Below are 20514 nucleotides of genomic sequence, written 5' to 3'. Positions count from 1 at the left end.
TATTGCCTCTGAATGGTGCGGCGCGCTTCGCAAAAATAAACAATAACGCAGCAAAATCTTTACATTAAGCCAGACTAAATGTTAACAAGCTTGCATAACACTGCACTCGCATTGCGCGAGATATAACAACATCACAATGGGTATCTATGCGTCACTGGCGCTGATAAGAAAGGAGTTGGGTATGCAATTACGTAAACTGGCCACAGCAATGCTGGTTATGGGAATGTCTGCGGGGGTTGTCCACGCTGAAGACGCTCCGGCAGCAGGAAGCACTCTCGACAAGATTGCCAAAAACGGCGTGATCGTGGTCGGCCACCGTGAATCTTCTGTCCCGTTCTCTTACTACGACAACACGCAAAAAGTCGTGGGCTATTCACAGGATTACTCCAACGCCATCGTTGAAGCCGTGAAGAAAAAGCTGAACAAACCTGACCTGCAAGTGAAGCTGATCCCCATCACTTCACAAAACCGTATTCCTCTGCTGCAAAACGGCACATTTGATTTTGAATGTGGCTCAACCACCAACAACCTTGAGCGTCAGAAACAGGCCGCTTTCTCGGACACCATCTTCGTTGTGGGCACCCGCCTGCTGACGAAGAAAGGCGGCGACATCAAAGATTTTGCTGACCTGAAAGGCAAAGCGGTTGTCGTGACCTCCGGTACCACGTCCGAAGTGCTGCTGCACAAGCTGAACGACGAGAAGAAAATGGACATGCGCATCATCAGCGCGAAAGACCATGGCGACTCCTTCCGTACCCTGGAAAGCGGCCGTGCTGTCGCGTTTATGATGGATGACGCCTTGCTGGCGGGCGAACGCGCGAAAGCGAAGAAACCAGACAACTGGGAAATCGTCGGTACCGCCCAGTCGAAAGAAGCCTACGGCTGTATGCTGCGTAAAGGTGACGAGGACTTCAAGAAACTGATCGATGACACCATCGCTCAGGCGCAAACCTCCGGCGAAGCGGCAAAATGGTTCGACAAATGGTTCAAGAACCCAATTCCACCAAAAAACCTGAACATGAACTTTGAACTGTCTGACGACATGAAAGCGCTGTTCAAATCACCAAACGACAAAGCTCTTAACTAATTAGAACGACAGGGGCGGGATCTCCTGCCCTCTCGATTGTCGGGAAGCATGGACAGACTATACGTTGAGTGGTCGTTCCCCACTCAGCGCAAAAATTGAGCTTCTCACCAATCTTCGAGGGTAGCGCTGCTACCCTTTTTTTTCTGGAGTTTACTATGTCAATTGACTGGAACTGGGGCATCTTTCTGCAACAAGCCCCGTTCGGCAACACCACCTATCTCGGCTGGCTGTGGAGCGGCTTTCAGGTTACCGTTGCGTTATCGATAACGGCGTGGATTATCGCGTTTCTTGTCGGTTCGCTGTTCGGTATTCTGCGTACCGTCCCTAACCGTTTTCTCTCTTCGATTGGCACGCTCTATGTGGAACTGTTCCGTAACGTTCCGCTGATCGTGCAGTTCTTTACCTGGTATCTGGTGATCCCGGAACTGCTGCCGGAAGATCTCGGCATGTGGTTTAAGGCCGAGCTGGATCCTAACGTACAATTTTTTGTCTCCTCTATGCTGTGTCTGGGGCTGTTCACCGCTGCGCGCGTCTGCGAGCAGGTACGTGCCGCCATACAGTCACTGCCGCGCGGGCAAAAGAATGCGGCACTGGCAATGGGCCTGACTCTGCCCCAGGCCTACCGTTACGTACTGCTGCCTAACGCTTACCGCGTCATCGTTCCGCCGATGACGTCCGAGATGATGAACCTGGTAAAAAACTCGGCTATCGCCTCAACCATCGGTCTGGTGGATATGGCGGCACAGGCGGGCAAACTGCTGGATTACTCCGCTCACGCCTGGGAATCCTTCACGGCGATTACGCTCGCCTATGTTCTGATTAACGCTTTCATCATGCTGGTGATGAACCTGGTTGAACGCAAAGTACGCCTGCCGGGCAATCTGGGGGGCAAATAAATGTACGATTTTGACTGGAGTTCCATTGTTCCCTCCATGCCCTATCTGCTGGATGGACTGGCAATCACCTTAAAGATCACCGTTATCGCCATTATCGTCGGTATTGTCTGGGGCACCCTGCTGGCAGTGATGCGCCTGTCGAGCTTTAAGCCGCTCGCCTGGTTTGCCACGGCTTACGTTAACGTGTTCCGCTCCATTCCACTGGTCATGGTGCTGCTGTGGTTTTATCTGATTGTTCCCGGCTTTTTACAGAACGTACTGGGACTGTCGCCAAAGACCGATATCCGCCTGATCTCTGCCATGGTGGCGTTTTCCATGTTTGAAGCCGCCTACTACTCAGAGATCATCCGCGCAGGTATTCAGAGTATCTCTCGCGGGCAGTCCAGCGCTGCGCTGGCGCTCGGTATGACGCACTGGCAGTCCATGAAGCTCATTATTTTGCCGCAGGCGTTTCGCGCCATGGTTCCGCTGCTGCTGACGCAGGGCATCGTCCTGTTCCAGGATACCTCCCTGGTCTACGTGCTGAGTCTGGCAGACTTCTTCCGTACCGCCTCCACCATTGGCGAACGTGACGGAACGCAGGTTGAGATGATCCTCTTCGCGGGCGGGGTCTATTTTGTGATTAGTTTAAGCGCATCGCTGTTGGTCAGCTGGCTGAAGAAAAGGACGGTATAATGATTTCCCTGAAAAATGTTTCTAAATGGTATGGGCACTTTCAGGTGCTGACCGACTGCTCAACAGAAGTAAAAAAAGGCGATGTGGTAGTGGTATGCGGCCCGTCCGGTTCCGGTAAGTCCACGCTTATCAAAACCGTTAATGGGCTGGAACCTGTCCAGCAGGGCGAGATTGTCGTTAACGGCACCAAAGTAAATGACAGGAAAACCAACCTTGCCCAGCTTCGCTCCCACGTAGGGATGGTGTTCCAGCATTTTGAGCTGTTCCCTCACCTGTCCATCATTGAGAACCTGACGCTGGCGCAGGTCAAAGTGCTGAAGCGCGACAAAAAAGCGGCGCGCGAAAAGGGGCTGAAGCTGCTGGAACGCGTCGGGCTGTCTGCGCATGCGAATAAGTTCCCGGCCCAGCTTTCGGGCGGCCAACAGCAGCGTGTGGCAATCGCGCGTGCGCTGTGCATGGATCCGGTGGCAATGCTGTTTGATGAGCCGACGTCCGCGCTCGACCCTGAGATGATCAACGAAGTGCTGGACGTCATGGTGGAGCTGGCGCACGAAGGGATGACCATGATGGTGGTGACGCACGAAATGGGCTTCGCCCGTAAAGTGGCCAACCGCGTGATCTTCATGGATGAAGGGAAAATTGTTGAAGACTCACCAAAAGAAGAGTTCTTCGCAAATCCTAAATCTGAACGTGCAAAAGACTTCCTCGCCAAAATCCTGCATTAATCTTTTTAGTGCGCAATCTGCGGATTGCGCACTGCTTCACGCTTTAGATCTCTTTTTCTATTCGGCGTCACATCGCAGCGTTAACCTTGTCACAAATAATGCTGAGAATGGAGAACGCTATGGCACAGCCAATTATTCTCGACTGCGATCCGGGTCATGATGACGCGATCGCACTCGTCCTTGCTCTTGCTTCCCCTGAACTGGACGTAAAAGCTGTCACCTCCTCCGCCGGGAACCAGACGCCGGATAAAACCTTGCGAAACGTGTTGCGCATGTTGACGCTGCTGAAACGCACCGATATTCCGGTCGCAGGTGGCGCCGTTAAGCCACTGATGCGCGAGCTGATCATTGCGGATAATGTTCACGGTGAAAGTGGGCTGGATGGCCCGGCGCTACCGGAGCCGAATTTCACACCGCAAAACTGCACTGCCGTCGAGCTCATGGCGAAGGTGCTGCGTGAGAGCGCAGAGCCCGTGACGTTGGTGGCGACCGGCCCGCAGACCAACGTAGCGCTGCTGCTGAACAGCCATCCTGAACTGCACAGCAACATCGCCCGTATCGTCATCATGGGCGGGGCAATGGGGCTGGGGAACTGGACGCCAGCAGCAGAGTTCAACATCTTCGTTGACCCGGAAGCCGCGGAAATCGTCTTCCAGTCTGGCCTGCCGATTGTGATGGCGGGGCTGGACGTTACCCACCGCGCACAAATTATGGCGCAGGACATCGAACGATTCCGTTCTGTGGGCAACCCGGTTGCAACGACCGTGGCCGAGCTGCTCGACTTCTTTATGGAGTATCACAAAGCCGAGAAGTGGGGCTTCCACGGCGCCCCGCTGCATGACCCATGCACCATCGCCTGGCTGCTGAAGCCGGAAATGTTTACCACGGTCGAGCGTTGGGTTGGTGTGGAAACACAGGGGAAATATACCCAGGGAATGACGGTGGTGGACTATTACTCATTGACGGGAAACAAGCCGAATACCACGGTAATGGTGGATATCGATCGGGAAGCGTTTGTGGATTTGCTGGCGGAGCGGCTGGCTTATTATTCTGCGGCCTGATGCCCTCACCCCGCCCCTCTCCCACAGGGAGAGGGTGCAAACAGTTTTGCTTTTACCTACGGCTCAAATGGCCGACGCTGGAACTGGTCGTGCCCGCACTTCGGACACAGCGGCAGCACCTCCGGCGTATAAACGGCGATATGATGGTGGCACTTCTCACACACCAGGTTCCCCAACCCCACTACTTCGCCGCTGTGATAGACACCATGGTGGTTTAAATCCTGAAACACCTCACGCCATTCCAGCTGAGTTTTATCGGTAATATCCGCCAGCTCCTGCCACAGGCTCTCTTTGATGACCCGCATAAAAACGCTGTCGGCGATCTCGTCCTGGCTCTCTTCATAGCTTCGCGCGAACTCCTCCAGGTCACGGCGCACGGCGCGCGTCACCTCTTCCACTTCGGTTCGCGTTAACTCACCCGTTTGCGTCACGCGTGCGCGTGCCTGTTCGACCAGCGCGTCGATATCACGCTCGCCGTTACGCAGCCGTTCCGTCAGAGTCGCTACCAGTTCACGGTAAAATTGAGCAACCTTGTTCATCATTTTGCCTCCCGGGTAAGTAACTGTCTCTAATAATAGACCTTATTTCGCCGCCGCTTTGTCAGGTGAAGCACAGACCCGGTAAATTCCTGCAAAGTGCATTTGCGTGAAAGGCTGTTTTGACGCGGGCGTTTGGGCTATGCTATGCGGATCTGAATTACCACATCCATTGGCTACATTTGTAGCTGTATTGAACACAGGACCACTGGCTGCCATGCAAGAGCAATACCGCCCGGAAGAGATAGAATCAAAAGTCCAGCAACACTGGGACGAGAAGCGCACCTTTGAAGTAACCGAAGACGAGAGCAAAGAGAAGTATTACTGCCTGTCGATGCTTCCCTATCCTTCTGGTCGACTACACATGGGCCACGTGCGTAACTACACCATCGGTGACGTGATTGCGCGCTACCAGCGTATGCTGGGCAAAAACGTTCTTCAGCCTATCGGCTGGGATGCGTTCGGCCTGCCTGCTGAAGGCGCGGCGGTGAAAAACAACACGGCACCGGCTCCGTGGACGTACGACAACATTGCGTACATGAAAAACCAGCTGAAAATGCTGGGCTTTGGCTATGACTGGAGTCGCGAGCTGGCAACCTGTACCCCGGAATACTACCGCTGGGAGCAGAAATTCTTTACCGAGCTGTATAAAAAAGGCCTGGTGTACAAGAAGACCTCTGCCGTTAACTGGTGCCCGAATGACCAGACCGTTCTCGCGAACGAACAGGTTATCGATGGCTGCTGCTGGCGCTGCGACACCAAAGTAGAGCGTAAAGAGATCCCGCAGTGGTTTATCAAAATCACCGCCTACGCTGACGAACTGCTGAACGATCTGGATAATCTGGACCACTGGCCAGATACCGTTAAGACCATGCAGCGCAACTGGATCGGCCGTTCCGAAGGTGTGGAAATTACCTTCAACGTTGAGAACTACGACCAGACCCTGACCGTCTATACCACCCGTCCGGACACCTTCATGGGCGCGACCTACCTGGCCGTGGCCGCAGGTCACCCGCTGGCGCAGAAAGCGGCAGAAAACAATCCGGAACTGGCGACCTTCATCGACGAATGCCGCAATACTAAAGTGGCCGAAGCCGACATGGCGACGATGGAGAAAAAAGGCGTTGATACCGGCTTTAAAGCCATTCACCCGCTGACGGGCGAAGCGATCCCTGTCTGGGCCGCCAACTTCGTACTGATGGAATACGGCACAGGCGCAGTGATGGCCGTGCCGGGTCACGACCAGCGCGACTACGAATTTGCCACCAAATACGGCCTGACCATCAAGCCTGTTATTCTTGCTGCTGACGGCTCTGAGCCCGATCTCTCTGAGCAAGCGCTGACTGAAAAAGGCACCCTGTTTAACTCCGGTGAGTTCAGCGGCCTGAGCTTCGAAGAAGGCTTCAACGCCATCGCCGACAAGCTGGCCTCCCTGGGCGTGGGCGAGCGTAAAGTGAACTACCGTCTGCGCGACTGGGGCGTTTCCCGTCAGCGTTACTGGGGTGCGCCAATCCCAATGGTGACTCTGGAAGATGGCACCGTGATGCCAACGCCGGAAGATCAGCTGCCGGTGATCCTGCCGGAAGACGTGGTCATGGACGGCATCACCAGCCCGATCAAAGCCGATCCTGAGTGGGCGAAAACCACCGTCAACGGTCAGCCAGCGCTGCGTGAAACCGACACCTTCGACACCTTTATGGAATCCTCCTGGTACTATGCGCGCTACACCTGCCCGCAGTACAAAGAAGGCATGCTGGATTCCGATGCAGCAAACTACTGGCTGCCGGTAGACATCTACATCGGTGGCATTGAACACGCCATCATGCACCTGCTCTATTTCCGCTTCTTCCATAAACTGATGCGTGACGCAGGCCTCGTCAACTCCGACGAGCCGGCAAAACAGCTGCTGTGTCAGGGCATGGTGCTGGCAGATGCGTTCTACTACGTTGGCGCGAACGGCGAGCGTAACTGGGTTTCTCCGGTTGATGCGATTGTGGAGCGCGACGAGAAAGGCCGTATCGTGAAGGCGAAAGACGCCGAAGGTCATGAACTGGTGTATACCGGCATGAGCAAGATGTCCAAGTCGAAAAATAACGGTATCGACCCGCAGGTAATGGTTGAGCGTTACGGCGCTGACACCGTGCGTCTGTTCATGATGTTCGCCTCCCCGGCAGATATGACGCTGGAATGGCAGGAATCTGGCGTTGAAGGGGCAAACCGCTTCCTGAAACGCGTCTGGAAACTGGTGTACGAGCACACCTCTCAGGGTGATGCGCCAGCGCTGAACGTGGCTGCACTGAGCGAAGATCAGCAGGCGCTGCGTCGTGATGTTCATAAAACCATTGCGAAAGTCACCGATGATATTGGTCGTCGTCAGACCTTCAATACCGCAATTGCGGCTATTATGGAACTGATGAACAAGCTGGCGAAAGCCCCGCAGGACGGCGAGCAGGATCGCGCCTTAATGCGTGAAGCGCTGCTGGCGGTCGTTCGCATGCTTAACCCGTTCACGCCGCACGTTAGCTTCACCCTGTGGCAGGAGCTGAAAGGCGAAGGCGATATCGACAACGCGCCGTGGCCAGTGGCGGATGAATCCGCTATGGTGGAAAACACCACGCTGGTGGTGGTGCAGGTTAACGGTAAAGTGCGCGGTAAAATTACCGTCGCGGTCGACGCAACCGAAGAACAGGTTCGCGAGCGCGCAGGCCAGGAGCATCTGGTCGCGAAATACCTTGAGGGCGTTACCGTACGTAAAGTGATCTACGTACCGGGTAAACTGCTGAATCTGGTCGTTGGCTAAGCGCGGGAGGAAACGTGCGACAACTGGCAACAATACTCTTATCTCTGGCGGTGCTTGTCACCGCTGGCTGCGGCTGGCACCTGCGCAACACCACGGCAGTGCCAGCTCAGATGAAAACGATGATCTTCGACTCATCCGATCCGAACGGACCGCTGAGCCGGGCCGTTCGTAACCAGCTGCGTTTGAACGGCGTTGAAATTATTGAGAAAGGAACACTTCGCCAGGACGTGCCATCGTTCCGTCTTCTGGGAATGAGTCTGAATAAAGACACGGCTTCTATTTTCCAGGATGGTCGTACGGCAGAGTACCAGATGGTAATGTCGGTTAACGCAACAGTATTGCTGCCGGGTAAGGACATTTATCCGATCAATACCAAAGTTTATCGTTCCTTCTTTGATAACCCACAAACAGCGCTAGCCAAAAGCGCTGAGCAGCAAATAATTATCAATGAAATGTATGATAAGGCAGCAGAACAGCTGATTCGTAAATTGCCAAGTATTATGGCAACTTCCAGACAAGGTGCTGACATCATTGAGAAACCAGATGTTAAATCAAATCTGGATTCAACTTTCATGGGTAACTGATGATCAGGTTGTATCCTGAACAACTCCGCGCGCAGCTCAACGAAGGGCTGCGCGCGGCCTATCTGCTACTCGGCAACGACCCCCTGTTACTTCAGGAAAGCCTTGATGCGGTTCGCCATGCGGCAGCCGCGCAGGGTTTCGATGAGCATCATACGTTCCAGATCGATAACAGTACCGACTGGAACGCTATCTTCTCGCTTTGTCAGGCCATGAGCCTGTTTGCCTCTCGTCAGACAATCCAGATCCTGCTGCCAGAGAATGGACCTAACGCTGCCATCAATGAACAGCTGGCTATGCTGGTGAGTTTGTTACACGGCGATCTGCTGCTTATCGTACGCGGCAACAAACTCACAAAAGCGCAGGAAAACGCGGCCTGGTTTACCCGGCTAGCCCCCAGTGCGGTGCTGGTCACCTGCCAGACGCCAGAGCAGGCGCATCTGCCAAAATGGGTTGCCGCGCGAGCAAAGCAGCACAATTTGCAGCTGGATGAGGCCGCCAGTCAGCTCCTGTGCTACTGCTACGAAGGCAACCTTCTGGCACTGGCGCAGGCGCTGGACAGGCTCGCCCTGCTGTGGCCCGATGGTAAGCTGACGCTGCCGCGCGTGGAACAGGCGGTGAATGATGCCGCGCACTTTACCCCCTTCCACTGGGTTGATGCGCTGCTGTCGGCGAAAAGTAAGCGTGCTCTGCACATCCTGCAACAGCTGCGCCTGGAAGGGAGTGAGCCGGTCATTCTGCTCCGTACGCTCCAGCGCGAATTACTGCTGCTGAACAACCTTAAACGCCAGTCAGCACACACGCCCCTGCGCGCCTTATTCGACAAACATCGCGTCTGGCAAAACCGTCGGGCGATGACCACGGAGGCGATAAACCGCCTGAGCCAGGAGCAGTTGCGTCAGGCAGTACAACTTCTGATGCGCGCCGAATTGACGTTAAAACAGGATTACGGCCAGTCTGTCTGGGCGGAGCTGGAGAGCCTCTCTTTGCTGCTCTGCCATAAGGCGCTGGCAGACGTATTTATCGATGGGTGATATGCATTCTTTACAGGCAATGTATGGCGGGACCTTCGACCCGGTACACTATGGGCATCTTAAGCCGGTAGAAATCCTCGCGAATTTGATTGGGTTGCAGCGGGTAATCATCATGCCCAACAATGTTCCGCCGCACCGTCCTCAGCCAGAAGCAACCAGCGAGCAGCGTAAAGCGATGCTCGCGCTGGCTATCGCCGATAAGCCTCTCTTCACGCTTGATGAGCGTGAACTGCGCAGGGATACCCCTTCCTGGACATCGCAAACGCTGCGGGAGTGGCGCGATGAGCAGGGGCCCATGAAACCGCTGGCGTTTATCATCGGCCAGGATTCCTTGCTCAACTTTCCCAGCTGGTACCAGTACGAAACCATTCTGGAAAACAGTCATCTGCTGGTCTGCCGCCGTCCGGGCTACCCGCTGACCATGCGCGACGCACAGCATCAGCAGTGGCTTGACGCGCATCTGACGGACAATATAGAAGACCTGCACAGTCTCCCCGCCGGGAAAATTTACCTCGCTGAAACGCCGTGGTTTAATATTTCCGCAACCCTCATCCGCGAGCGTCTCCAGCAGGGTTTAGACTGTGACGATCTCCTCCCCTCGCCCGTGCTGGCCTATATCCATGCGCACGGTCTGTATCAGAAAAGTACAGATGTCTGAGCATCGCCGGCGAAATTGTCCGTTAATGATTATCCTGCCTTGACAGGCTAAGCCATACTGATATCCTCCGCTGCCAGACTTTCCCGCCGATCGCTGCTTTACAGAAATTGTTTTACAAAAATGGCGATGCAATATCAGGCGGAGGGTGGGATGATACCCGCCTTCAAAAGCCGGGCGGTGACATTTGTCCCGCGACTGGCGTCAGTTCAGGTATACTGACTGACCACGAATTCATAGTTGTACAATCTCATACACCCAGGGGGAAAACTTGCAGGGTAAAGCACTCCAGGATTTTGTTATCGACAAAATTGATGACCTGAAAGGTCAGGACATCATCGCTATCGACGTTAAGGGTAAATCCAGCATCACCGACTGCATGATCATCTGCACCGGGACCTCAACTCGTCACGTTGTTTCGATTGCTGACCATGTTGTTCAGGAATCGCGCGCGGCAGGGCTGCTTCCGCTGGGCGTTGAAGGTGAAGCGACCGCTGACTGGGTGGTTGTCGATCTCGGCGATGTGATTGTCCACGTCATGCAGGAAGAGAGCCGTCGCCTGTATGAGCTGGAAAAACTCTGGGGTTAATGCGTGAAGTTGCAACTGGTCGCCGTCGGCACCAAAATGCCGGACTGGGTACAAACCGGTTTTACTGAGTATCTGCGTCGTTTTCCAAAAGATATGCCGTTCGAACTGGTGGAGATCCCAGCAGGAAAGCGCGGCAAGAACGCAGATATCAAACGTATTCTCGATAAAGAGGGAGAGCTGATGCTGGCTGCCGCAGGCAAAAACCGCATCGTGACCCTCGATATCCCGGGCAAACCCTGGGATACGCCGCAGCTGGCGCACGAACTGGAGCGCTGGAAGCAGGATGGTCGGGACGTCAGTCTGTTGATTGGCGGACCAGAGGGGTTATCTCCCGCCTGCAAAGCGGCAGCAGAACAAAGTTGGTCACTCTCGGCGCTGACGCTGCCCCACCCGCTTGTACGGGTTCTCGTGGCAGAAAGTTTGTATCGCGCATGGAGCATCACTACCAACCACCCTTATCACCGCGAGTAATGACTGACCAGGGTAATTTAAGCAGCGGATGAAACTACAGAATTCTTTTCGCGACTATACGGCTGAGTCCGCGCTGTTTGTGCGCCGGGCGCTGGTCGCCTTTACGGGGATTTTGCTGCTTACCGGCGTGCTGATCGCCAACCTCTATAATCTGCAAATTGTCCGCTATACCGATTACCAGACCCGCTCAAACGAAAACCGTATCAAGCTGGTGCCCATCGCGCCCAGCCGCGGCATTATCTACGATCGTAACGGCACGCCGCTGGCGCTTAATCGCACCATCTACCAGATAGAGATGATGCCCGAGAAAGTGGATAACGTGCAGGATACCCTAAACGCGCTGAGAAGCGTTGTCGACCTGACTGATGACGATATCGCTGCGTTCAAAAAAGAGCGCGCACGTTCTCACCGCTTCACCTCCATTCCGGTAAAAACCAACCTGACGGAAGTGCAGGTCGCCCGTTTTGCCGTTAACCAGTACCGTTTCCCCGGTGTGGAAGTCAAAGGCTATAAACGCCGCTACTATCCTTACGGCTCCGCGCTGACGCACGTCATTGGTTACGTCTCCAAAATCAACGATAAAGACGTCGAACGCCTTGATAAAGACGGCAAGCTGGCTAACTACGCCGCAACCCATGATATTGGCAAGCTGGGGATCGAACGTTATTACGAAGACGTGCTGCACGGTCAGACCGGGTATGAAGAGGTTGAAGTTAACAACCGTGGCCGCGTGATCCGTCAGCTGAAAGAGGTTCCCCCGCAGGCGGGGCATGACGTCTATCTGACGCTCGACCTGAAGCTACAGCAGTATATCGAGACGCTGCTGGCGGGTAGCCGTGCTGCGGTTATTGTGACCGACCCGCGTACCGGCGGCATTCTGGCGATGGTTTCGATGCCAAGCTACGATCCGAACCTGTTCGTGGATGGCATCTCCAGCAAGGATTACTCCGGCCTGCTCAACGATCCAAACACGCCGCTGGTGAATCGCGCGACGCAGGGGGTTTATCCTCCAGCTTCAACGGTTAAACCGTATGTTGCCGTGTCTGCGCTGAGCGCGGGCGTCATCACCCGTAATACCAGTCTGTTTGACCCCGGCTGGTGGCAGTTGCCTGGCTCTGAGAAACGCTACCGCGACTGGAAAAAATGGGGCCACGGCCATCTGAACGTGACCAAATCACTGGAGGAGTCGGCGGATACCTTCTTCTATCAGGTCGCCTACGACATGGGTATTGACCGTCTGTCTGAATGGATGAGCAAATTCGGCTACGGGCATTACACCGGCATAGATTTGGCGGAAGAGCGTTCCGGCAACATGCCAACCCGCGAATGGAAGCTGAAGCGCTTTAAAAAACCCTGGTATCAGGGTGACACCATTCCGGTAGGGATCGGCCAGGGCTACTGGACGGCAACGCCGCTGCAAATGAACAAGGCGATGATGATCCTCATTAACGATGGCGTTGTGAAAGTGCCGCACCTGCTGCAAAGCACCGTTGAAGACGGCAAAAAAGTGCCGTGGATACAGCCGCACGAGCCGCCGGTGGGTGACATTCATTCCGGATACTGGGAAATCGCGAAAGACGGCATGTACGGTGTAGCCAACCGCCCTAACGGGACGGCGCACAAATATTTCGCTGGCGCACCGTATAAGGTAGCCGCGAAATCAGGTACGGCTCAGGTCTTCGGTCTGAAAGCGAATGAAACTTATAACGCACATAAAATTGCCGAACGTCTGCGTGACCACAAGCTCATGACGGCGTTTGCCCCTTATGATAACCCGCAGGTTGCGGTGGCGATGATTCTTGAGAACGGCGGCGCAGGCCCGGCGGTGGGTACCATCATGCGTCAAATCCTTGACCACATCATGCTGGGTGACAACAACACCGAACTGCCAGCTGAAAACCCGGCAGCCGCTGCGGCGGAGGACCAATAATCATGACGGATAATCCGAATAAAAAATCGCTGTGGGACAAGATCCACATCGACCCTGCCATGCTGCTGATCCTGCTGGCTCTGCTGGTCTATAGCGCCCTCGTTATCTGGAGCGCCAGCGGCCAGGATATCGGCATGATGGAGCGTAAAATCGGCCAGATCGCCATGGGTCTGGTCATTATGGTGGTGATGGCGCAAATACCGCCGCGCGTGTACGAGGGCTGGGCGCCCTATCTCTATATTTTCTGTATCATTTTGTTGGTGGCAGTAGATGCTTTCGGCGCCATCTCGAAAGGGGCGCAACGCTGGCTGGATCTGGGGATTGTCCGCTTCCAGCCGTCGGAAATCGCCAAAATCGCCGTCCCGCTGATGGTGGCGCGCTTTATTAACCGCGACGTCTGCCCGCCGTCGTTGAAAAATACCGCCATTGCGCTGGTGCTGATTTTCCTGCCGACGCTGCTCGTGGCCGCACAGCCGGACCTCGGTACTTCAATTCTTATCGCCCTCTCCGGCCTGTTCGTCCTGTTCCTGTCCGGCCTGAGCTGGCGTCTGATTGGTATCGCCGTAGTGCTGGTTGCCGCGTTTATCCCCATCCTCTGGTTCTTCCTGATGCATGATTACCAGCGTCAGCGCGTTATGATGCTGCTCGATCCCGAGACCGATCCGCTGGGCGCAGGCTATCATATTATTCAGTCGAAGATTGCGATTGGCTCCGGAGGCCTGCGTGGTAAAGGCTGGCTGCACGGTACGCAGTCGCAGCTCGAATTTTTACCGGAACGCCACACCGACTTTATCTTTGCCGTTCTGGCTGAGGAGTTAGGGCTGGTTGGCATCCTGGTGCTGCTTGCACTCTACGTGCTGCTGATCATGCGAGGTTTGTGGATTGCCGCGCGCGCGCAAACCACCTTTGGTCGCGTGATGGCAGGCGGATTAATGTTGATTTTGTTCGTTTATGTCTTCGTAAATATTGGTATGGTGAGTGGTATTCTGCCGGTTGTTGGCGTACCGCTGCCGCTGGTGAGTTACGGGGGCTCGGCACTGATCGTGTTGATGGCCGGGTTTGGTATCGTCATGTCGATCCATACCCACAGGAAAATGTTGTCCAAAAGCGTATAAAAATAAGGGGATCGCAATGCGTAAGCAGTGGCTGGGGATCTGCATCGCAGCAAGTTTACTTGCCGCCTGTACAAGTGATGATGGTCAGCAACAGGCAACCGTCGCGCCGCCGCAGCCTGCGGTCTGTAATGGCCCGATTGTTGAGATTAGCGGTGCCGATCCCGTTTATGAACCGCTGAACGCCAGCGTGAATCAGGATTATCAGCGCGACGGTAAAAGCTATAAAATCGTTCAGGATCCTTCCCGTTTCAGCCAGGCTGGCTTTGCTGCCATCTATGACGCTGAGCCCGGCAGCAATCTGACCGCGTCGGGTGAAACCTTCGATCCGATGCAGATCACGGCGGCACACCCGACGTTGCCTGTCCCGAGCTATGCACGCATCACTAACCTGGCGAATGGCCGAATGATCGTGGTGCGTATCAACGATCGCGGTCCTTACGGCACCGATCGCGTGATCTCCCTGTCCCGCGCGGCGGCCGACCGTCTGAACACCTCAAACAATACTAAAGTGCGTATCGACCCGATTATCGTGGCGCAGGATGGTTCACTGTCTGGCCCGGGCACGGCCTGTACCACGGTCGCGAAACAGACCTATGCCCTGCCCGCTCGCCCGGATCTGAGCGGTGGTATGGGGGGCGCTTCAACGCCGGCAGAGCCCGCACAGCCGCAGGGTGAAGTGCGCGCTATCAGCAACGATACGCTGCAAAGTGAAGACGCGACAGGCGCCCCGGTGAAAAGCAGTGGTTTCCTTGGCGCACCCACCACGTTAGCGCCGGGCGTGATTGAATCAAATGAACCTGCCCCAGCGCCTGCGCCCGTCGCTGCTGCACCCGCTACACAACCCGCCCCGGTGACCGCGCCTGCTGCTACGCAGACGGCGGCGCCTGCGACGGCGAGCGGCAGCTACGTGGTTCAGGTTGGCGCCGTCAGCGATCGGACCCGTGCAGAGCAATATCAGCAGCGTTTAAGCAAGCAGTTTGGCGTGCCAGGCCGCGTTGAGCAAAACGGTGCGGTATGGCGTATCCAGATGGGTCCATTTGCCAGCAAATCGCAGGCAGCGTCCCTGCAACAGCGTTTGCAGAGCGAGGCGCAGCTCCAGTCGTTTATCGCTGTTGCAAAATAATTATTCGGTGGTATCCGAAATGTCAGTTTGTGTAAAGCACGTTAACACTCTCATGATGAAAGTCGGATGCCTGCCCGTATAGCATTTGCTATAGTAAGGCACTTTTTTTAATTCCATCACGGATGTCGTAGTTCTGACCATGAAGACCACTTTTTCTGCTCGTTTTGTGCAGCGCATGGCGCTGACCACGGCCCTTTGCGCTGCTGCGTTCTCCGCAGCTCACGCGGACGACCTGAACATCAAGACCATGATCCCTGGCGTTCCGCAGATCGACGCGGAATCCTACATCCTGATTGATTACAACTCCGGCAAAGTTCTGGCAGAACAGAACGCCGATGCCCGCCGCGATCCGGCCAGCCTGACCAAAATGATGACCAGCTATGTTATCGGCCAGGCCATGAAAGCAGGCAAATTCAAAGAAACCGACCTGGTGACTATCGGTAACGATGCGTGGGCAACCGGCAACCCGGTGTTCAAAGGTTCATCGCTGATGTTCCTGAAGCCAGGCATGCAGGTTCCGGTCTCTCAGCTTATCCGTGGCATCAACTTGCAGTCCGGTAACGACGCCTGCGTGGCCATGGCCGATTTTGCAGCGGGCAGCCAGGACGCGTTTGTGGGCCTGATGAACAGCTACGTCTCCGCCCTGGGCCTGAAAAACAGCCACTTCCAGACCGTTCACGGCCTGGACGCCGAGGGTCAGTACAGCTCCGCGCGTGACATGGCACTGATCGGTCAGGCGCTGATCCGCGACGTGCCAAACGAGTACTCTATCTACAAAGAGAAAGAGTTCACCTTCAACGGCATTCGTCAGACCAACCGTAACGGCCTGCTGTGGGACAACAGCCTGAACGTCGACGGCATCAAAACTGGCCACACCGATAAAGCCGGCTATAACCTGGTGGCCTCCGCCACTGAAGGCCAGATGCGTCTGATCTCTGCCGTGATGGGGGGACGTACGTTTAAAGGCCGCGAAACGGAAAGCAAAAAGCTGCTGACCTGGGGCTTCCGCTTCTTCGAAACCGTGAACCCGCTGAAAGCCGGTAAAGAATTTGCCTCTGAACCTGTCTGGTTTGGCGATAACGACCGCGCTTCCCTGGGCGTGGACAAAGATCTCTATCTGACGATCCCACGCGGTCGTATGAAAGATCTGAAAGCCAGCTACGTGCTGAATACCACCGAGCTGCACGCCCCGCTGCAAAAGAATCAGGTCGTGGGTACCATTAACTTCCAGCTGGATGGCAAAACCATCGATCAGCGCCCGCTGGTGGTGCTGGAGGAAATTCCTGAAGGCAATTTCTTCGGCAAAATCATTGATTACATTAAGCTGATGTTCCATCACTGGTTTGGTTAAAAATTGAACACTTGAAAGTGTGATTTTGATCCCCATATACTACGTATCAGTAAAACTCCCGCCCCGTGGCGGGAGTTATTATTTTTTATACACACGCCGGAGCTGACATGAAAACCAAACTTAACGAACTGCTTGAATTCCCTACCCCTTTTACTTACAAAGTAATGGGTCTGGCGAAACCTGAGCTGGTTGATCAGGTGGTTGAAGTGGTACAGCGCCATGCGCCGGGTGACTACTCTCCATCAGTCAAACCGAGCAGCAAAGGTAACTACCACTCGGTCTCAATCACCATCACTGCGACACACATTGAGCAGGTTGAGACGCTGTACGAAGAGCTCGGCAATATCGAAATTGTTCGTATGGTGCTGTAGTCCCCCTGCGGTTACCCGGTTTGCCGGGTAACCCACTTCCCCGCTGTGATATACTCCTCGTTACCTATTCTCCCTTGTCTTCGGAGACGTCCTTTTGTACCAGGATAAAATTCTTGTCCGCCATCTTGGGCTACAGCCTTACGAGCCAGTCTCTCAGGCTATGCATGAATTTACCGATATGCGCGATGACACCACCCCTGATGAAATCTGGCTGGTTGAACACTTGCCGGTGTTTACTCAAGGCCAGGCAGGAAAAGCCGAACATTTATTGATGACGGGTGATATCCCGGTGATCCAGAGCGATCGCGGTGGACAGGTAACCTACCACGGCCCGGGCCAGCAGGTAATGTATGTCCTGCTTAACCTGAAACGCAGAAAGCTGGGCGTGCGTGAGCTCGTGACCTTACTGGAACAAACCGTGGTGAACACGCTCGCTGAGTACGGTATCGATGCTCACCCTCGCGCCGATGCCCCGGGCGTCTATGTTGGAGAGATGAAGATCTGTTCGCTGGGGCTGCGTATCCGTAAAGGCTGCTCGTTCCACGGGCTGGCGCTGAATATCAATATGGATCTGACCCCTTTCCAGCGCATCAACCCATGCGGGTATGCCGGTATGGAAATGACGCAAATGCGCCAGTGGGTTTATACCGCCACCCCTGAGAATATCCGCCCCGTGCTTCTGAAGAAGTTTTTAGCGCTGCTTAACAATCCTGACTACGAATATATTGCTGCTTAACACACTTCCGGCAGTGGTTCGGTTATTTGACCAGCCACTGCTTAATTGCCGCATTTACGCTTTACAATAAACCGCATATTCTATATTTTCGAGTCGCCCATATATTAGCGTCCCATATTAATTAGAACCTTAATAGTACCATCACCGGGTATCGTGTAACGTGCGTGATAATCACCCAACTGCTTGTTTTCGATAAACAAGGGAAACTTGCGAAACACTTTACGAATCTCTGCAAGCATAATAAATAAATTCAACTATCATTCATATTGTGAATGGATACGGAGTAAGAGCGTGGAGCCTACTAATTTACCAGCCAAACGCCTGAATGAAACCAGCGGCGAAGATAAGCCGCAAATTTTCCGGACTTTACGTAATATTGATCTCAATTTATTGACTATTTTTGAGGCGGTATATGTCCACAAAGGTATCGTTAATGCTGCGAAAATTCTTAATCTCACGCCCTCCGCTATTAGCCAGTCAATTCAAAAATTGCGCGCGATATTTCCCGATCCCTTATTTATTCGTAAAGGCCAGGGCGTAACCCCCACCGCGTACGCCACCCATCTGCATGAGTACATCAGCCAGGGTCTGGAATCGATTCTGGGCGCGCTGGATCTCACCGGCAGTTACGATAAGCAACGAACCATCACCATAGGCACCTCTCCCTCTGTGGGCGTTCTGGTCATGCCCGCTATTTACCAGGCTGTTAAACAGCATGCGCCACAGCTGCTGATCCGCAACGTGCCCGTTAACGATCCGGAAACTCAGCTGGCACAATTCCAGACGGACCTGATCATCGACAGCAACAGCTTCGCGGCCAGGGCATTAGGGCATAACGTTCTCTATACCGACTCTCTGGCGCTCGTGTGTCGTCAGAATCATCCTGCATTGGGCGCAGCTTTGACGCCTGAAAATTTGCGTCATTACGAACATGCAACCTTTATGTCCGAGGGACAGGGTCCGGATCCGCTGCGCCAGCGTATTGACGAACTGTTCCCGGACCGTCTGATCAGCTTCAGCAGTTACAATATGTTTACCCTTGCGGCCCTGATTGGCAGCAGCGATTTGCTCTGTATTATGCCTGTGCGTCTCTTCACTCTGCTTCAAAAGTGCTGGCCGCTGGAGAGCATTCCATTGAGTCAACTTACGACGGAATCTGTTGAAATCTCACTGCATTACAACAAGCTAAGCCTGCGCGATCCGGTGCTGGAAAACGTCATTAACGTGATCCGCCAGGCGTTCTGATCCCGCCTTTCAGCACAAGCCCCTGCCGCAAGCGGGGCAAAAGGCACAAAACAACAACTATTTTACAAATTGGCGACCTGGCAGGCTGCTTTATCGCCCCTTTAAATGATATACTGCCTGTCGTTCGTTCAAAAATAGTTGATAATTACAACATTCCCTTGAATTGAAACGCTTTCCTTCGATATTCGCAACTGGAACACGCACGCTATGAGTAAACCCATTGTGATGGAACGCGGTGTTAAATACCGCGATGCCGATAAAATGGCCCTTATCCCGGTTAAAAACGTGGCTACAGAGCGCGAGGCGCTGTTAAGAAAACCGGAATGGATGAAAATCAAACTTCCGGCCGACTCTTCGCGTATCCAGGGGATCAAAGCGGCGATGCGCAAAAATGGCCTTCACTCTGTCTGTGAAGAGGCCTCCTGCCCTAACCTTGCTGAATGTTTCAATCACGGTACCGCGACATTTATGATTCTGGGTGCCATCTGCACCCGCCGCTGTCCGTTCTGTGACGTTGCCCATGGCCGTCCTGTTGCGCCTGACGCAAACGAACCGCAAAAACTGGCGCAGACGATTGCCGATATGGCGCTGCGTTATGTTGTTATCACCTCCGTTGACCGTGACGATCTGCGCGATGGCGGTGCTCAGCATTTTGCTGACTGTATTACCGCCATCCGCGAAAAAAGCCCGAACATTAAGATTGAGACGCTGGTGCCGGACTTCCGTGGCCGTATGGATCGCGCGCTCGATATCCTGACCGCGACGCCACCAGACGTATTCAACCACAACCTGGAGAACGTACCGCGTATCTACCGTCAGGTACGTCCCGGTGCAGACTACAACTGGTCGCTGAAGCTGCTGGAACGCTTTAAAGAAGCCCATCCGCATATTCCTACCAAGTCTGGCCTGATGGTCGGCCTGGGTGAAACCAACGCTGAGATCATTGAAGTGATGCGCGATCTTCGCCGCCACGGCGTCACCATGCTGACGCTGGGCCAGTACCTCCAGCCAAGCCGTCACCACCTGCCTGTACAGCGTTACGTGAGCCCGGATGAGTTCGATGAAATGAAAGCCGAAGCGATGGCGATGGGCTTTACCCATGCCGCGTGCGGTCCGTTTGTTCGCTCCTCTTATCACGCCGATATGCAGGCGAAGGGCGAAGAAGTGAAATAAAGCTGTAAAATTTATTTACAGTAAAACAAAAAACCGGCCTCGTGAGCCGGTTTTTTATGCAAGCCTTGCAGCATTGCCATTACTCTTTGTGTGAAAGCTTCTGTGCAGTGATGTCATCTTCGGCACTTTTCTTCGCTGCCGCGTCGTCATCGTTCATTGCTTTCTTAAAGCCCTTAATGGCAGCACCCAGGTCTCCACCCAGCGTGCGTAACTTCTTGGTACCGAACAGCAGGACGACCAGTGCGGCAACCACCAGCAGTTTGGTAATACTAATCTCACCCATAAATACCTTCTTTACATGAAACAGGCTGCATTCCGCCAAAAAACCTGAACGTATTAACGGTCATTTGGCGCGTGCAC

20 protein-coding genes and 1 pseudogene are annotated in these 20514 nt (G+C 54.3%); 19 read left to right on the top strand and 2 right to left on the bottom strand.

Annotation, left to right across the window (positions count from 1 at the left end; genetic code table 11):
* Nucleotides 1-181 precede the first annotated feature (181 nt).
* The 5 genes from FZF21_RS06345 (at nt 182) to rihA (ending at nt 4444) form a co-directional block, all read left to right on the top strand.
* On the top strand, nt 182-1087 hold the full coding sequence (locus FZF21_RS06345; RefSeq protein WP_003858681.1) for an amino acid ABC transporter substrate-binding protein: 906 nt from the start codon (nt 182-184) through the stop codon (nt 1085-1087).
* Between the two features lie 155 nt (nt 1088-1242).
* Nucleotides 1243-1983 (top strand): glutamate/aspartate ABC transporter permease GltJ, encoded by a 741-nt coding sequence (gene gltJ, locus FZF21_RS06340; RefSeq protein WP_015571133.1) that lies wholly within the window; start codon nt 1243-1245, stop codon nt 1981-1983.
* Nucleotides 1984-2658, top strand: a complete 675-nt coding sequence (gltK, locus tag FZF21_RS06335) for a glutamate/aspartate ABC transporter permease GltK (RefSeq protein ID WP_003858686.1) — start codon at nt 1984-1986, stop codon at nt 2656-2658.
* Entirely contained in the window at nt 2658-3383 is a 726-nt protein-coding gene (locus FZF21_RS06330; RefSeq protein WP_017382465.1) for an amino acid ABC transporter ATP-binding protein, read from the top strand. The genes gltK and FZF21_RS06330 overlap by 1 nt, the downstream gene beginning before the upstream one ends.
* A gap of 119 nt (nt 3384-3502) precedes the next feature.
* Nucleotides 3503-4444 carry a pyrimidine-specific ribonucleoside hydrolase RihA gene (gene rihA / locus FZF21_RS06325; RefSeq protein WP_032671312.1) on the top strand — a complete coding sequence of 314 codons (942 nt, stop codon included), beginning with the start codon at nt 3503-3505 and terminating at the stop codon, nt 4442-4444.
* Nucleotides 4445-4500: 56 nt separating this feature from the next.
* Here the strand turns inward: rihA and FZF21_RS06320 are convergent, their stop codons facing one another.
* A complete protein-coding gene (locus FZF21_RS06320; RefSeq protein WP_032649991.1) occupies nt 4501-4983 on the bottom strand; it encodes a zinc ribbon-containing protein in 483 nt (160 codons plus the stop codon).
* A 214-nt stretch (nt 4984-5197) separates the two neighbouring features.
* On the opposite strand from FZF21_RS06320, the gene leuS reads away from it, so the two are divergent.
* The 14 genes and pseudogenes from leuS to lipA all read left to right on the top strand — a co-directional run bounded on the left by leuS (nt 5198) and on the right by lipA (nt 20154).
* On the top strand, nt 5198-7780 hold the full coding sequence (gene leuS / locus FZF21_RS06315) for a leucine--tRNA ligase (RefSeq protein ID WP_015571136.1): 2583 nt from the start codon (nt 5198-5200) through the stop codon (nt 7778-7780).
* 14 nt (nt 7781-7794) lie between these two features.
* Nucleotides 7795-8280: pseudogene (gene lptE, locus FZF21_RS06310) on the top strand (LPS assembly lipoprotein LptE); the annotation flags it as partial.
* Nucleotides 8281-8363: 83 nt separating this feature from the next.
* Nucleotides 8364-9395 carry a DNA polymerase III subunit delta gene (gene holA / locus FZF21_RS06305; RefSeq protein WP_032671314.1) on the top strand — a complete coding sequence of 344 codons (1032 nt, stop codon included), beginning with the start codon at nt 8364-8366 and terminating at the stop codon, nt 9393-9395.
* Nucleotides 9388-10053: a nicotinate-nucleotide adenylyltransferase gene (nadD, locus tag FZF21_RS06300; RefSeq protein ID WP_047737886.1), complete on the top strand. Its 666-nt coding sequence runs from the start codon at nt 9388-9390 to the stop codon at nt 10051-10053. The genes holA and nadD overlap by 8 nt, the downstream gene beginning before the upstream one ends.
* A gap of 268 nt (nt 10054-10321) precedes the next feature.
* Complete coding sequence (rsfS, locus tag FZF21_RS06295) at nt 10322-10639, top strand: ribosome silencing factor (RefSeq protein WP_003858696.1); 318 nt, start codon at nt 10322-10324, stop codon at nt 10637-10639.
* Nucleotides 10640-10642: 3 nt separating this feature from the next.
* Nucleotides 10643-11110 carry a 23S rRNA (pseudouridine(1915)-N(3))-methyltransferase RlmH gene (gene rlmH / locus FZF21_RS06290; RefSeq protein ID WP_003858701.1) on the top strand — a complete coding sequence of 156 codons (468 nt, stop codon included), beginning with the start codon at nt 10643-10645 and terminating at the stop codon, nt 11108-11110.
* Between the two features lie 28 nt (nt 11111-11138).
* Nucleotides 11139-13040 (top strand): peptidoglycan DD-transpeptidase MrdA, encoded by a 1902-nt coding sequence (mrdA, locus tag FZF21_RS06285; protein ID WP_015571138.1) that lies wholly within the window; start codon nt 11139-11141, stop codon nt 13038-13040.
* A gap of 2 nt (nt 13041-13042) precedes the next feature.
* Nucleotides 13043-14155 (top strand): peptidoglycan glycosyltransferase MrdB, encoded by a 1113-nt coding sequence (gene mrdB, locus FZF21_RS06280; protein ID WP_015571139.1) that lies wholly within the window; start codon nt 13043-13045, stop codon nt 14153-14155.
* 16 nt (nt 14156-14171) lie between these two features.
* A complete protein-coding gene (rlpA, locus tag FZF21_RS06275) occupies nt 14172-15278 on the top strand; it encodes an endolytic peptidoglycan transglycosylase RlpA (protein WP_023303295.1) in 1107 nt (368 codons plus the stop codon).
* A 139-nt stretch (nt 15279-15417) separates the two neighbouring features.
* Nucleotides 15418-16629 carry a D-alanyl-D-alanine carboxypeptidase DacA gene (gene dacA / locus FZF21_RS06270; RefSeq protein ID WP_003858714.1) on the top strand — a complete coding sequence of 404 codons (1212 nt, stop codon included), beginning with the start codon at nt 15418-15420 and terminating at the stop codon, nt 16627-16629.
* Between the two features lie 107 nt (nt 16630-16736).
* Nucleotides 16737-17000, top strand: a complete 264-nt coding sequence (gene ybeD / locus FZF21_RS06265; protein ID WP_003858718.1) for a DUF493 family protein YbeD — start codon at nt 16737-16739, stop codon at nt 16998-17000.
* A 94-nt stretch (nt 17001-17094) separates the two neighbouring features.
* Nucleotides 17095-17736, top strand: a complete 642-nt coding sequence (lipB, locus tag FZF21_RS06260) for a lipoyl(octanoyl) transferase LipB (RefSeq protein ID WP_149121006.1) — start codon at nt 17095-17097, stop codon at nt 17734-17736.
* Between the two features lie 291 nt (nt 17737-18027).
* Nucleotides 18028-18981, top strand: coding sequence for a YbeF family transcriptional regulator (locus FZF21_RS06255; protein ID WP_017694314.1), 954 nt, complete (start codon nt 18028-18030; stop codon nt 18979-18981).
* Nucleotides 18982-19188: 207 nt separating this feature from the next.
* Nucleotides 19189-20154, top strand: a complete 966-nt coding sequence (gene lipA, locus FZF21_RS06250; RefSeq protein ID WP_006809637.1) for a lipoyl synthase — start codon at nt 19189-19191, stop codon at nt 20152-20154.
* A gap of 79 nt (nt 20155-20233) precedes the next feature.
* Here the strand turns inward: lipA and tatE are convergent, their stop codons facing one another.
* Entirely contained in the window at nt 20234-20437 is a 204-nt protein-coding gene (gene tatE / locus FZF21_RS06245) for a twin-arginine translocase subunit TatE (protein ID WP_003858723.1), read from the bottom strand.
* Nucleotides 20438-20514: the final 77 nt, after the last annotated feature.

The sequence above is a fragment of the Enterobacter sp. LU1 genome, from assembly GCF_008271405.2.
Lineage (GTDB): Bacteria > Pseudomonadota > Gammaproteobacteria > Enterobacterales > Enterobacteriaceae > Enterobacter > Enterobacter hormaechei_C.
Note: the sequence above shows the minus strand (reverse complement) of the source record. Positions and strands in the feature narration are given on the sequence as shown.